Annotated in this window: 14 protein-coding genes; 8 read left to right on the top strand and 6 right to left on the bottom strand. The window is 61.2% G+C overall.

Annotated elements, in window-relative coordinates:
* The first annotated feature begins 9 nt into the window (after positions 1–9).
* On the top strand, positions 10–1,692 hold the full coding sequence (locus tag RIFP1SYM_RS13460; protein ID WP_476756444.1) for a putative Ig domain-containing protein: 1,683 nt from the start codon (positions 10–12) through the stop codon (positions 1,690–1,692).
* A 133-nt stretch (positions 1,693–1,825) separates the two neighbouring features.
* Here RIFP1SYM_RS13460 and ispH read toward each other — a convergent pair whose 3' ends face one another.
* Genes ispH through RIFP1SYM_RS13445 form a run of 3 tightly spaced genes read right to left on the bottom strand, consistent with a single transcriptional unit; the run spans position 1,826 to position 4,024 of the window.
* A complete protein-coding gene (gene ispH, locus RIFP1SYM_RS13455; protein ID WP_005965666.1) occupies positions 1,826–2,767 on the bottom strand; it encodes a 4-hydroxy-3-methylbut-2-enyl diphosphate reductase in 942 nt (313 codons plus the stop codon).
* A 17-nt stretch (positions 2,768–2,784) separates the two neighbouring features.
* A complete protein-coding gene (locus tag RIFP1SYM_RS13450; protein ID WP_006474782.1) occupies positions 2,785–3,264 on the bottom strand; it encodes an FKBP-type peptidyl-prolyl cis-trans isomerase in 480 nt (159 codons plus the stop codon).
* Positions 3,257–4,024, bottom strand: a complete 768-nt coding sequence (locus RIFP1SYM_RS13445; protein ID WP_005965662.1) for a ketopantoate reductase family protein — start codon at positions 4,022–4,024, stop codon at positions 3,257–3,259. The genes RIFP1SYM_RS13450 and RIFP1SYM_RS13445 overlap by 8 nt, the downstream gene beginning before the upstream one ends.
* A 107-nt stretch (positions 4,025–4,131) precedes the next feature.
* Here RIFP1SYM_RS13445 and RIFP1SYM_RS13440 point away from each other — a divergent pair, with 107 nt between their 5' ends.
* The 4 genes from RIFP1SYM_RS13440 to rimO all read left to right on the top strand — a co-directional run bounded on the left by RIFP1SYM_RS13440 (position 4,132) and on the right by rimO (position 7,348).
* Positions 4,132–4,323: a hypothetical protein gene (locus RIFP1SYM_RS13440; RefSeq protein WP_005965660.1), complete on the top strand. Its 192-nt coding sequence runs from the start codon at positions 4,132–4,134 to the stop codon at positions 4,321–4,323.
* Positions 4,324–4,818: 495 nt separating this feature from the next.
* Complete coding sequence (locus RIFP1SYM_RS13435; RefSeq protein ID WP_005965658.1) at positions 4,819–5,151, top strand: hypothetical protein; 333 nt, start codon at positions 4,819–4,821, stop codon at positions 5,149–5,151.
* A complete protein-coding gene (locus RIFP1SYM_RS13430; RefSeq protein ID WP_005965655.1) occupies positions 5,148–6,011 on the top strand; it encodes a tetratricopeptide repeat protein in 864 nt (287 codons plus the stop codon). The genes RIFP1SYM_RS13435 and RIFP1SYM_RS13430 overlap by 4 nt, the downstream gene beginning before the upstream one ends.
* Before the next feature lie 11 nt (positions 6,012–6,022).
* Positions 6,023–7,348 (top strand): 30S ribosomal protein S12 methylthiotransferase RimO, encoded by a 1,326-nt coding sequence (rimO, locus tag RIFP1SYM_RS13425; protein WP_005965654.1) that lies wholly within the window; start codon positions 6,023–6,025, stop codon positions 7,346–7,348.
* Positions 7,349–7,558: 210 nt separating this feature from the next.
* Here rimO and RIFP1SYM_RS13420 read toward each other — a convergent pair whose 3' ends face one another.
* A complete protein-coding gene (locus tag RIFP1SYM_RS13420) occupies positions 7,559–7,774 on the bottom strand; it encodes a YgaP family membrane protein (protein WP_005965650.1) in 216 nt (71 codons plus the stop codon).
* Positions 7,775–7,876: 102 nt separating this feature from the next.
* Between RIFP1SYM_RS13420 and RIFP1SYM_RS13415 the strand changes: the two genes are divergently transcribed.
* The gene (locus tag RIFP1SYM_RS13415; RefSeq protein WP_005965648.1) at positions 7,877–9,454 is read left to right on the top strand and encodes a bifunctional aminoglycoside phosphotransferase/ATP-binding protein; all 1,578 of its coding nucleotides are present in this window, start codon (positions 7,877–7,879) and stop codon (positions 9,452–9,454) included.
* Positions 9,455–9,491: 37 nt separating this feature from the next.
* Entirely contained in the window at positions 9,492–9,830 is a 339-nt protein-coding gene (locus RIFP1SYM_RS13410; RefSeq protein ID WP_005965646.1) for a hypothetical protein, read from the top strand.
* A 6-nt stretch (positions 9,831–9,836) separates the two neighbouring features.
* On the opposite strand, the gene RIFP1SYM_RS13405 is transcribed toward RIFP1SYM_RS13410, so the two are convergent.
* Complete coding sequence (locus tag RIFP1SYM_RS13405; RefSeq protein ID WP_005965644.1) at positions 9,837–10,706, bottom strand: DMT family transporter; 870 nt, start codon at positions 10,704–10,706, stop codon at positions 9,837–9,839.
* Between the two features lie 26 nt (positions 10,707–10,732).
* The gene (gene dusA / locus RIFP1SYM_RS13400; RefSeq protein ID WP_005965642.1) at positions 10,733–11,722 is read right to left on the bottom strand and encodes a tRNA dihydrouridine(20/20a) synthase DusA; all 990 of its coding nucleotides are present in this window, start codon (positions 11,720–11,722) and stop codon (positions 10,733–10,735) included.
* A gap of 260 nt (positions 11,723–11,982) precedes the next feature.
* Here dusA and RIFP1SYM_RS13395 point away from each other — a divergent pair.
* The coding region (locus RIFP1SYM_RS13395) for a hypothetical protein (protein ID WP_039960522.1) at positions 11,983–12,239 on the top strand (257 nt) is incomplete at its 3' end.

Raw genomic sequence — 12,239 nt, 5'->3', positions numbered from 1 at the left:
AGCACAGCGCTGAGTGTAGATGCCAGTGGTGTCGGTCAGGCCACCCTGGGGACAGCCTACAGCGCTAATATCACCGGCAGTGGTGGTGAAGGCAGCTACAGTTGGTCGCTCAGCGGTACGTTGCCGGCGGGCCTGAGTTGGGCGGAGGCGGCGGATAATCTCTCCATCGATATTACTGGCACACCGACCCAGGCTGGCCAGTTCCAGTTCGCTGTTAATTTGCAGACAGCGGGCGATAGCGTCAGTGAGACGCTCAGCATCACAGTGGTTGAGACGATCGAGCCAGTGGCCCTGACCACCAGTTCGNTACCGGCGGCCACCAAGGACAGCGCCTACAGTACCACCCTGCAGGCGAGCGGTGGCGTTGCTCCGTTCAGCTGGAGCATCAGCAGCGGNACGCTGCCGGCGGGCCTGAGCCTGGATAGCTCCTCCACTCTGGCCAGCGTCAGCCTCTCCGGTACCCCCACTGAGAGCGGCAGCTACAGCTTCAGCGTGCAGGTGACTTCTGATGGCCAGAGCGCCAGCCGCGACTATCAGTTGACTGTGGCTGATGGTGGTACGACTGGTGGTGGCAGCAGTGATATCGAAGGCTTTGGTCGAAACACTCTCGGCGCGCTGAGTTCACCGACTGGTTATGAGACCTATGTGGTGACCTCGCTGGCAGACAGTGGCCCGGGTACTCTGCGGGATGCGATCTCCCAGGAGAAGCGACTGATCCAGTTCGCGGTGGCGGGTGAAATCAATCCGCAGACCGATATCCTGATCAAGAAGCCCTATATCACCATCGATGGTGCGAGCGCACCTGCGCCGGGCATCACCCTCAAGAAGACCCAGCGGATGGGCGGTGCGTTGATCGTTGGCGGTACCCACGATGTGGTGATCCAGCATATCCGGGTTTGGGGTGCTTACAAGGCGGGTGATGGCACAGTCAACAATGCCGGCACCCTCGGCATTGATGGTGACTGGGATCCTGACTATGTGGCGCGCAATATCGTGCTTGATCACATCACTGCACGCAACGCCACCGACTCCGGTCCTGATATCTGGGGCGAGGTGCAGGATGTGACGGTCTCCTGGAACCTGATCTTCCACAACTATCATCCGACCACCATCTCGCACTACCCGTCGCCCTACCAGACGCGGCAGCGGATCTCGATGCACCACAATGTCTATGCGGAGAATGGCGAGCGCAATCCGCAGATCCGTGGTGATGTGCAGGAGCTGGACTATGTCAACAACATCGTCTATGGCTGGGGATGGGCAAATGTGGGCTGCTATGGCATCCGTATCAAGAATGACTGGGCAAATGGCGAGCCCCAGTCCAATCTCAACATCGTCAACAACCACTTCCTCACCGGTCCGGCGGGTCGCTGCGATGATTCGGCGCTGATCTACGGTTGGGATCCGGGTCCGGACCAGTACGATGGTGGTCCGAGTGGCACCCCTGAGCAGGGCACGGTGATCGACACGAGTCGTATGGGCTCCCTCTGGGTCAACGGAAATATCCTGCCCAGCGCCAACCGGGACCACTACTCGACCATTGCCCAGCCGCTGTTTATCCCCTCTGAGGCGCAGGTCACCACCTGGCCGGCGAGTGAGCTACGGGATCGGGTGCTGCCCGGGGTGGGGATGAAGTTTCGCGATGCGGAGGAGCAGGCGCTGCTTAACGATATCAAAAACTCCGCTCCCTGAACGCAGCAGCCTTGAGGAGATAAAAGCGTCACCGATTGGTGGCGCTTTTTTTTGGCACAGCCAAGCGTGGGATCAGGCTGCCGAGCAGTTCTGGCTGAAATCGGAGCTGCATGCGATCTGTTTGAGTACCGGGTCAGTTCTGTAGCGCCTTCGGTAAGGAAAAGACCACCTCTTCGGTCTTTCCGGCCCCCTCATTGATCTGATCGGCACCCCACTCCTGTAGTCGCTCGAGTACTCGTTCTACTAGCACTTCCGGGGCTGAGGCGCCGGCGCTAACGCCGATCCGGGCCTTCCCCGCGAGCCAGCTACGGTCGATATCTTCCGCGCCATCGATCAGATAGGCGGGGGTGGAGTGTTTTTTTGCAATTTCGCACAAGCGGTTGGAGTTTGAGCTGTTGGGAGAACCGACTACCAGCACCAGATCGCACTGCTCCGCCAACTCTTTCACCGCATCCTGACGGTTCTGGGTGGCGTAGCAGATGTCGTTTTTCTTCGGCCCCTCGATGTTGGGGAATCGCTGCTGCAGCGCCGCGATCACCAGCGCCGTGTCATCTATCGAGAGGGTGGTCTGGGTGACGAAGGCGACCCGCGATGAGTCGCTGATCTGTAATTGCTCCACATCTGAGGGGGTGACCACCAGGTGGATGCGCGCGGACTCCTCCTTGCTCCGACACTGTCCCATAGTTCCTACTACCTCCGGGTGGCCGCGATGACCGATCAGGATCACCTCATAGCCATCCCGGCAGCGTCGTGCCACCTCCAGATGGACCTTGGTCACCAGTGGGCAGGTCGCGTCGAAGATCCGCAGATCGCGCCGCTGTGCCTCCTGGCGCACTGTCTGGGAGACGCCGTGGGCGCTGAAGATCACCGTGTTGCCGTCGGGGATGTCGGAAAGTTCATCGACAAAGATGGCGCCGCGCTGGCGTAGACTCTCCACCACAAAGCGGTTGTGCACCACTTCGTGACGCACATAGATCGGGGCGCCGAGCATGTCGAGGGCGCGCTGTACGATCTCGATGGCGCGGTCGACGCCGGCACAGAAACCGCGGGGATTGGCAAGGATGATTTTAGACATGGTCGTTTCGTTGAGTATCAGTTATCGCGGTTGTCCGGGAGGGGGTTCTGCACCTGCAGGATTTTCACCCGGAAGTGGAACTCTCGTCCGGAGAGAGGATGGTTGAAGTCGACCCGCACACTGTCACCGTTGCACTCCAGTACCACTCCAGCGATCTCATCGCCGGCGGGGGTGACGAAGCCCACCAGGGTCTCGGGCTCGGCCGATACCCCCTCGGGAAATTCGCTCAGCGGGATCGGTTGGATCTTCGCCGCGTCGCGCGGGCCGAACACATCGTCTCCCGAGACCAGCAGGCTCTGATCCGCTCCCACGCTGAGGCCGTAGACCGCCAGTTCCAGGGGGCGGGCCAGGGTGCCGTCTCCGACAGTGAACTGGAGCGGTTGCTCGTCGAAGGTGGAGACTACCTCGGTGCCGTCGGGAAGGCTCATAGCATAGTGCATCTCCACCCGGCTGCCGTGGGTGATGGCGCCTGCGGGCAGTTGATCCGGATCAGTCATGGGTCTGTTCCGCATGAATCTCGTGCATCAGCGGCAGCTCAAGGCCGAGACGCTGGCCGTGCTCCAGCGCCCGGGTGAGTCGCGCCGGTGCGCTACGGCCCATACATTTGTGTTCAGGGTCGCCGTCGAAGGCGCGCTTCATCGACTGGATCAGCGCTTCGCGGTCGAACTGTGCACCGCTGAGCGCCTCTTGCAGATCGATTACCTCATTGGCTAGCTGGCGGCAGAAGCCCTGGTGCTCTTGCCAGAGCTCCCCCACGGCGCCGCCAGTACGCAGACCGGCGATGTTGCTGGTGAGGATGTAGAGGTTCTTTAGCACCAGCTCAAACAGCAGTTCTGCGTCGTTTTGCAAGATGCGGGTGGGGATATCCAGCGCGCCCAGCGCGTCGGCGATCAGTCCCGCCCGGGGGCCATAGAGCGGTGAAGGGATGATCACCTTGGTATCCATCCCCTTCTTCTTCTCAAACCAGACTGAGATCACGGTGGGGTGCTCAATCCCCGCCAAGTCGGCTGGTAGCAGTTCGTTCTGTAGTAGACAGAGTCGATCTTTCCAGACGCTTGGTAGCTGCCCTAGCAGGGGTTGCAGGTCGGCTTCACCCACCGCCACCACTACCACCTCAGGACTGGGCAGAGCTGCGGCCAGCTCGCCCATATCAGTGTTGCGGGTCACCGGGTAGAGCGGAACCCCAAGCCTGAGCAGTCCCCGGGAAAATACGCCGCCCATCTCCCCGACGCCGATGATAACTATCGGGCTTTGCATGGTTTTTACTACCTTTGATCGGAAAATGCTCCGTAGAATACCGGATTTGTAATCAGGTCTGAAAGGACTATTCTTAGGATGAGCGATCGAATGATGGGTATAACATCATGAATATTATAGAAAACTCATCTGATATGCCGATTCCTGTCTATGAGGTGGAAGAAGTGACAGTGAAGGAGGCACTACTGATGTTGGCTGAGGGGAAGGGGGAGTTCCAAATCGAGGTCGCTCCGGGTGTGGAGCGCAGCCAGTTTGCTGTGGACCTCTTCGGCTCGGTGGTCTTCAATAGCCTGAACTAAAGCTGAGGCGGCATCAAAATGGCGGGGGGCTGTAGATGTCGGTATCTACAGGAGGTGCGCGCATGCCACAGAGTCAGCAATGAGCTGCCCGGAATCGCCTCTCTATGCGATATCCCTGAGGTATCCGCCGCTTTAGGTAAGTATCTCCTGGGTGATAAATAGAAACGCGAGAGCGCCAACCAGGATCGCCACGGCAGCATATTGGAACAGGATGCAGATTCCCGGCAGGTCATTGCAGACTGAGCTGAAACGACAAAGTTTGCAGTTTTTCAAGGCTCTCAACCTCACTTACAACAGAGGTACATAAGCGGTGACTCCTGGCCATACAGAAGACTCCGTTTCAGATTAGCCGCATCCTTGCACACTTGCCTGCTGTCACACAACGATTATCGTCAATGATCCCATTTTGAATATAAGCCCATGGTTTGTGGCACTATTCTGCGCAGAGGGATCGTATTAACATGTGCGATCTAAAACAGACGGGGATCTGATGCGATGTTGATCGAAGGGCCTTTGAAGATAGGGGTGCTGGACCAGCCGGAGATGCCGGGCCGGGAACTACACATCGATTTTACGCCGGAATTCATCGCCCTTGATGCGCAGGCGCAGGGGCAGCAGTTCCAGGATTATCTCAAGAGTCTGCATGAGGGTATCGCCAAGCTCGCCGAGGATGACCCGAACCGGGCCGGCATGCTGATCGTGCAGCAGATCTCGGAGCAGCTCTTTCCTCATCTGGCAAGTGGCGACCTGGAGCTGGATGAGACCATCGTCGTTGAGATGGGCCGCGACGCCTCCTCCGCCTCACTGATGAACCTGCTCAGTTTATGAGTGATCGTGCCTTCATCTTCGAGGCGAGCAGCGACAATTTCGACCGGCTGGTGCTGGAGAATTCGAAGAAGGGGCTTGTGGTGGTCGACTTCTGGGCTCCCTGGGCGGGTCCGTCGCATCGCCAGAAGAAACTATTGATAGGACTGGCCAACAGTTACCGCGGACGCTTCCTGCTGGTGTCGGTCAACACCGATGAGCAGAAGGCGCTGGCCGCCCGCTTCGGCGTGCGCACCCTGCCTTCGCTGAAACTCTTTCTCAAAGGGGAGTGTGTCGAAGAGTACCAAGGGATGCAGGCGGAGGCAGACTACCCGCAGATGATCGACCGCCATCTAGGCAGACAGCTTGACCAGACTGCCAGCCAGGCGATTGCCCTGTGGCAGGCTGGCAAGCCGGAGCAGGCGCTGCAGCTGCTGGCTCAAGCGGCAGTGGATGTGCCGGATAAACTCGACTACCCAGCGCTGATGGCGAAGATCCTGATGCGCCAGCAGCGCCTCGAAGAGGCGCATCAACTGCTTAGCGCACTGCCGGAGGCCGCGCAGAAAGAGACGGAGATCAGCCAACCGCTGGCCCACCTCGATTTCATGTTGACCGCAGCTAAGGCAGCGCCAAAAGAGCGGCTTGAGGCAAGCCTGCAGCACGACCCAGATAATCCTGAAACCCACTATCAGCTGGCGGCCCTGGAGCTCCACGAGGAGCAGCTCGAAGCGGCGCTGGAACGCCTGCTGGCACTCTCCCGTAGCCACCCCAACTTTCGCAGCGGCATCGCCCGTAAGGGGATGCAGGCGGTGCTGGCACTGCTCGATCCGCAGGATGAGCGGGTGATCCACTACCGTAAAGAACTCTTCCGTCTCAACTACTGAGGCAGCCTCCCATGCAGAAAGAACCCCAGATTGGCTTTATCAGCCTCGGCTGCCCGAAAAACCTGGTCGATTCCGAGGTCATCCTCAGCCGCCTGCGCGCCGAGGGCTACCAGATCTCCCCCAGCTACGATGGCGCCGACCTGGTGGTGGTGAACACCTGTGGTTTCATCGATGCGGCGGTGGAGGAGTCCCTCGACGCGATCGGTGAGGCGCTGCGCGAGAATGGCCGGGTCATTGTCACCGGCTGTCTCGGTGGTGACGAGGCACGCATCCGCGCCGCCCATCCGCAGGTGCTGGCAGTGACTGGAGCGCACACCTACGACGCGGTGCTGGAGGCGATCCACGCCGAGCTGCCGCGCCCCCATGAGCCCTTCGCCAACCTGCTGCCCTCCAGCGGGGTCAAGCTGACACCGCGCCACTACGCCTATCTGAAGATCTCCGAGGGGTGCAACCACCGCTGTAGCTTCTGCATCATCCCGCAGCTGCGTGGTGATCTGGTAAGCCGGCCGCTGGCCGAGGTGATGGGAGAGGCGCAGCGGCTGGTGGAGGCGGGGGTGCGCGAGCTGCTGGTGGTCTCCCAGGACACCAGCGCCTACGGCCTCGACACCAAATACCGGCCCGATTTCTGGCAGGGTCGGCCACTGACCACCCGCATCCATGATCTGGCCGCCGCCCTGGGTGAGCTGCCCGCCTGGGTGCGGCTGCACTATGTCTATCCCTATCCCCACGTGGATGATCTGATCCCGCTGATGGCGGAGGGGCATATCCTGCCCTATCTCGACATGCCGCTGCAGCACGCCAACCAGCGGGTGCTGCAGGCGATGAAGCGGCCGGCGGCCAAGGAGCGGGTGCTGGAGCGGATCCAGCGCTGGCGCACCGAGTGCCCCGAGCTGGTGCTGCGCAGCACCTTCATCGTCGGCTTCCCCGGCGAGACCGAGGCGGAGTTCGAGGAGCTGCTCGCGTTCCTGCGTGAGGCCCAGCTCGACCGGGTCGGCTGTTTCGCCTACTCGCCGGTGGCGGGGGCCACCGCCAACCAGCTGCCTGGCGCCCTGCCGGATGAGATCCGCGAACAGCGCCGCGCCCGCTTCATGGAGGTGCAGTCGGCGATCAGTGCCGAACGGCTCGCTGCCAAGATCGGCTCGGAGATGATCGTGTTGGTGGACGAGGTGAACGAGAAGCAGCTGATCGCCCGCGGCCCGGGAGATGCGCCGGAGATCGATGGTCGGGTGATTATTCCCGGCAGCTGGGAGCTGGATCCGGGTGAGTTCATTGAGGTGAGGATTACCGGCGCCACCGCCCATGATCTGAAGGCGGAACCGGTGGATTTCGAGGAGTAAGTGGGGAAAACAGAGGCAGATCCCCCGCCAGCTCAGTTGCGGGAGTTAGATGCTGTTGGGGGACCAACTCTGTGTGGCGTCCATGTCATTTGCCAACCATCTGCAGGGCTGGATTCCAAAAAAAGTGCGCCCGCGATCGGGCTTTATGCAGCTGTTTCTCTCATCCCGAGCTGAGGTTGCCAGTCGGGATGAGATCAGGCCAGAGGCTCTTTAGAACGCAGAACCGCTGCTCTTGCCCATACTGCGCAGCATGCTGGCCAGTGGGCAAAAGCCGGTGAAGGCGGACTGCAACAGGTTGAGGCCGACAAACGCGGTGAAGTAGAGCCAGTAACCGGAATGGAAGATCGGGCTCTCTGCCACGCCCAGCGCCAGGCTGAGCAGGATAGCGAAACCGGCGAATGCGAGTACGATGCGATCGATGTTCATAATCTCTCTCCGAAAAAAGATAGTGGTGCCGCATCGAATTACACCGCGGCAGGAAAGCGCGAAATATTAGAGTGATCTAATATTCAAGTCAAGGGTGAGGCAATGTCACAGCAGCTCGACACACAGGCAAGGCTCATTGAAGCGCTGCAGCAGCCAGCGGCCTACCCCCATCCGGTAGGGCAGGTCGAACATATTGAGACCCACATCTCCCACCTGCTGCTGGCCGGGGCGTTCGCCTACAAGATCAAAAAGCCGGTCGACTTCGGCTTCCTTGATTTCTCAACCCTGCAGCGGCGCCACCATTTCTGCGAGGAGGAGCTGCGCCTCAACCGTCGCCTCGCGCCGCAGCTCTACCTGGCGGTTGTCGCTATCCGCGGCACGCCGGAGCAGCCACACTTTGATGGCGACGGAGCGGTGCTGGAGTACGCGGTGAAGATGCGTCGCTTTGCGCAATCGGAGCTGCTCGACCGGCAGCTGCCCGATCTGGCGCTCTGCGAGCTGCTGGCGCGAGAGCTGGCGGCGTTTCACCAGCAGCTTCCCGCCTGTGATCCGCACACCGCTTACGGCACCCCCGAGCGGGTGGCGCAGCCGATGCTGGAGAACTTCGAACAGATCTGCTCTGTGCTCGATGCCGTGCCACTGGCGCAGCGGCTCGATCGGCTGCAGGCGTGGATCGGGGAGCAGCTACAGAAGCTGCGGCCTGAGTTGCAGAAGCGCCGCGCCGACGGCCATATCCGCGAGTGCCACGGCGACCTGCACCTAGGCAACATCACCCGTTTTCGCGGCCAGCTTTGCATCTTTGACGGTATCGAGTTCAACCCCGCGCTGCGCTGGATCGACAGCCTCAGCGATCTAGCCTTTCTGTTGATGGATCTGCACCACAAGGGGCTGCAGGGTGAGGCGGCGGTCTGTCTCGACTGCTATCTGGCTGAGACCGGCGACTATCAGGCGCTGCCCCTGTTGCGACTCTATCTGGTCTATCGCGCTATGGTGCGGGCCAAGGTGACCACGCTACGGCTCGCCCAGGAGCGACCGGGGGCGGCTGATTGGCAGCAGAGCCGGGCAGAATTCGAGAGCTATCTCGAGCTGGCGGAGCGGCTCTGCCAACCCGCCAAACCGCTGCTGATGATCAGCCACGGCCTGTCGGGCTCGGGCAAGAGCCACTTCAGCGGGTGGCTGGTGCAGCATTGGCCAGCGATCCGGCTGCGCTCCGATCTGGAACGCAAGCGGCTGTACGGGCTGCAGCCTGCTGAGCACAGTAGCTCAGGACTGGCCGGGGGAATCTACACAGAAGCCGCGGGGGAGGCGACCTATGTGCGGCTGGCACAGCTAGCGGAGGTGATCGTCAGGGCCGGCTACAGTGTCATCGTCGATGCGACCTTCCTGCAACGTGAGCGGCGTGAACACTTTCGGCAGCTGGCCAGGCGGCTCGGTGTGCCGTTCCTACTGCTCGACCTGCAGGCCCCGCTCGAGCTGTTGCAGCGGCGCATCGTCGAGCGCCAGCGCCAGGGAGAGGATGTCTCGGAGGCCGATCTGGCGGTGCTGCAGTCGCAGTGTGCCAGCGCCGAGCCTCTCGACGCCGCCGAGCGCCGCTCTGCGTTGGCGATTGACAGCCGACAGTTCCCGCCAGAGGGGTTGCTGCAGCGGATCACCGAGCAGCTGAATCGAGATTCGGATTAATCGGGGTGCAGTCCCAACCAGATCAGGAGCACTATCCATGCGTTTTCCCCAATTGGCAATGGGTCAGCGGTTTCGCTTTCAGGGCCGAGTCTTCACCAAGAGTGGGCCGCTCACCGCCCGGGAAGAGGGCAGCCAGAACAATCAGTTGATGAGGAAGTCGGCGGAGGTGGAGCTGCTCGATAATGCAGCGCCGCAGTCGGAGAAGCCACAGGGCCAGTTGCAGCGCCAGCAGCTTGAGAGTGCGATGCGCTCCGGTCTGGCGCGTCTCCGCCAGAGTGCGGAGCAGGTCGCCGAGGTGGATGGGCGGATGCCGGTAGAGAGGCTGCTGTTGTTGGTGGAGGCGGAACTGGAATCGATCCTCAAGGATCTCAGCTGACTCGCCTCAGCCAAGCACGATTAGGGCCACCCCAGCGACCATCACCGTGCCTGCCAGCAGATGGTGGCCGAGTCCGGTTTCGCGGAAGATCCAGGCGCCGTAGAGGATGCCAAACAGTAGACTGGTGCGCTTCACCGCGATCATGTAGGCGGTCTCCACCTGCTGCAGAGCGAGGAAGTGGGTCACCAGCATCAGCGCCATTAGCCCGGCGGTGAGCAGCACCGGCCACAGCTGGCGGCGGATCCGGCAGAGGGTGGAGCGCGCCTTCAATCCCAGCAGCGGCAGCAGCGCCAGCCCCACCAGCACAAAATAGAAGGGGCCGAATAACCCTGGTTCCATGTACTGCATCGCTCCTTTGCCGGTTACCGCGGTGAAGCTGTAGATGAAGGCGACCACCAGCATCAGCAGCGAGCCAGGGTGGCGCAGGATCGCCCGTAGCGGCTCCAGCCAGCTGCGCCAGTTGTTGCCGTCGGCCTCGTCGAAGTTGAGCAGCCAGGCCCCCGCCACCACCAGCAGGATGCCCAGAAGACCCTGGCCGGAGACCCGCTCGCCAAGCAGCAGATAGCCCACTAGGATCACAAACACCGGCGTGAAGGCAAGGTAGGGCAGGGTCAGTGACAGCGGGTAGTCGCGGATCGCCTTCATGTAGAGCAGCATGGCAAGGATCTCCAGCGGCACCGCCGCCAGCACCCAGCCCCAGAAGGCCGGTGGTAGCGCGGGGAATGGCTGCAGCAGCAACAGCGGCGAGACCAGCAGTCCGGCCAGGGAGAGGCGAATGAAGGCCAGCTCGCGTGCCGAAAAACCGCCAAGCGCGCCTTGGTCAGGGCGTCCGCTGAGGCGAGGGCGAAGGCGCAGAGCAGGGTGAGGGGGAGCCACTCCATCGGGTTGATGCCTGTGTGCGATCAGTTCGAGCCGTGGACCAGCGCTGCCGCCTCGGCGATCAGCGCGGCGCCAGCCCCGGGCTGGTGGGCCTGCTCGCTGAGCAGACGTCGCCAGGCCCGCGCGCCGGGGCAGCCGTGGAATAGGCCGAGGATGTGGCGGGTGATGCGGTTGAGCGGGATGCCGCGTTGCAGCTGTTGCTCGACAAACGGCATGAACCGCTCCAACACTTGATGACGGCTCAGTTGTGGCTGGTTGTCGCCGTAGATGCGGCGGTCTGCTTCCGCCAGGATCCAAGGGTTGTGGTAGGCCTCGCGACCGATCATCACGCCGTCGAGCCCCTGCAGCAGCTGCTCGGCCAGCGTCAGAGTCTGGATGCCGCCGTTGATGGTAAAGCCCATCTCGGGGAAGTCTTGCTTCAATTGTTGCACTATCTCGTAGCGCAACGGCGGCACCTCGCGATTCTCTTTCGGACTCAGCCCCTGCAGCCAGGCCTTGCGGGCGTGGATGATGAAGTGGTCGCATCCCGCTCCGATCTGAGCTGCGACGAATCCCTGTAGCGCGGCGTAGCTGTCGTTGTCATCGATGCCGATGCGCGTCTTCACGGTGACCGGGATGGAGACCGCCTCCTTCATCGCCCGTACACAGTCGGCCACCAGCTCAGGATGGGCCATCAGGCAGGCGCCGATCATGCCGTTTTGTACCCGGTCTGAAGGGCAGCCGACATTGAGGTTGACCTCATCGTAGCCCGCCGTCTCGGCCAGCCGCGCCGCCTCGGCAAGCTCCGCCGGGTTGCTGCCGCCGAGCTGAATTGCCACCGGGTGCTCGCTGACATCAAACTCGAGGAACCGCTCTGCATCGCCGTGCAGCAGCGCGCCAGTGGTGATCATCTCGGTATAGAGCAGGGTGTGACGGCTGATCAGCCGGGCAAAGTAGCGGAACAGGCGGTCAGTGTAGTCCATCATCGGGGCGATGGAGAGGCGGCGGTTTGGCTGGAGTGAGTGCTGTGGCATTCCCGGATTCTACAAGAGCCAGCGGGAAGATGGTGTGGCTTTACCCCGTTGATATCCTGGTAAGTTAAGATTTTCGGCTGCTTAAAATGGAATAACATCCATGCTTATAAAATCCCCCATCGCAATTGGAGCGCAGGTCGTCACTGCAGTCAGGCAATGAAAATGCTTTTTCTATTGGTGTTGCTCAGCCGTAACGGAGCAGGTGATATCAACGCATCATTCGTAATACACAAAACTTTGCCCAATGTCAGCAGAAGGCGTTGCTGGTCAAGGGGATCTTTCTATCGGCACAGATCCCAGTCGTCGAGAGCCGCTGTATCAGCAGTGAGTTGCAGTTTTCAGAGTTTGGGCACGCCACATCATCTGGTATGCCCCGTCACTTCTATCTGGTCCGTTTCAACAGCGAGGCCGTCACCATTCGCCCGATCGCCGATTGGCAGAGCTGCATGGCGATGCAGCAGCGTGACACCGGGCCGGGGCGGCTCTACTGCAGCAGTTCTATCCAGTCGTTAGGGAG

Source organism: endosymbiont of Riftia pachyptila (vent Ph05) (assembly GCF_000224455.1).
Lineage (GTDB): Bacteria > Pseudomonadota > Gammaproteobacteria > Chromatiales > Chromatiaceae > Endoriftia > Endoriftia persephonae.
Note: the sequence above shows the minus strand (reverse complement) of the source record. Positions and strands in the feature narration are given on the sequence as shown.

Excerpts from the sequence above, each read along its gene's own strand:
- ispH (WP_005965666.1), bottom strand. The coding sequence starts at position 2,767 with ATGTCTAAAATCATCCTTGCCAATCCCCGCGGTTTCTGTGCCGGCGTC.
- RIFP1SYM_RS13450 (WP_006474782.1), bottom strand. The coding sequence starts at position 3,264 with ATGACTGATCCGGATCAACTGCCCGCAGGCGCCATCACCCACGGCAGC.
- RIFP1SYM_RS13445 (WP_005965662.1), bottom strand. The coding sequence starts at position 4,024 with ATGCAAAGCCCGATAGTTATCATCGGCGTCGGGGAGATGGGCGGCGTA.
- RIFP1SYM_RS13440 (WP_005965660.1), top strand. The coding sequence starts at position 4,132 with ATGAATATTATAGAAAACTCATCTGATATGCCGATTCCTGTCTATGAG.
- RIFP1SYM_RS13435 (WP_005965658.1), top strand. The coding sequence starts at position 4,819 with ATGTTGATCGAAGGGCCTTTGAAGATAGGGGTGCTGGACCAGCCGGAG.
- RIFP1SYM_RS13430 (WP_005965655.1), top strand. The coding sequence starts at position 5,148 with ATGAGTGATCGTGCCTTCATCTTCGAGGCGAGCAGCGACAATTTCGAC.
- rimO (WP_005965654.1), top strand. The coding sequence starts at position 6,023 with ATGCAGAAAGAACCCCAGATTGGCTTTATCAGCCTCGGCTGCCCGAAA.
- RIFP1SYM_RS13420 (WP_005965650.1), bottom strand. The coding sequence starts at position 7,774 with ATGAACATCGATCGCATCGTACTCGCATTCGCCGGTTTCGCTATCCTG.
- RIFP1SYM_RS13415 (WP_005965648.1), top strand. The coding sequence starts at position 7,877 with ATGTCACAGCAGCTCGACACACAGGCAAGGCTCATTGAAGCGCTGCAG.
- RIFP1SYM_RS13410 (WP_005965646.1), top strand. The coding sequence starts at position 9,492 with ATGCGTTTTCCCCAATTGGCAATGGGTCAGCGGTTTCGCTTTCAGGGC.
- dusA (WP_005965642.1), bottom strand. The coding sequence starts at position 11,722 with ATGCCACAGCACTCACTCCAGCCAAACCGCCGCCTCTCCATCGCCCCG.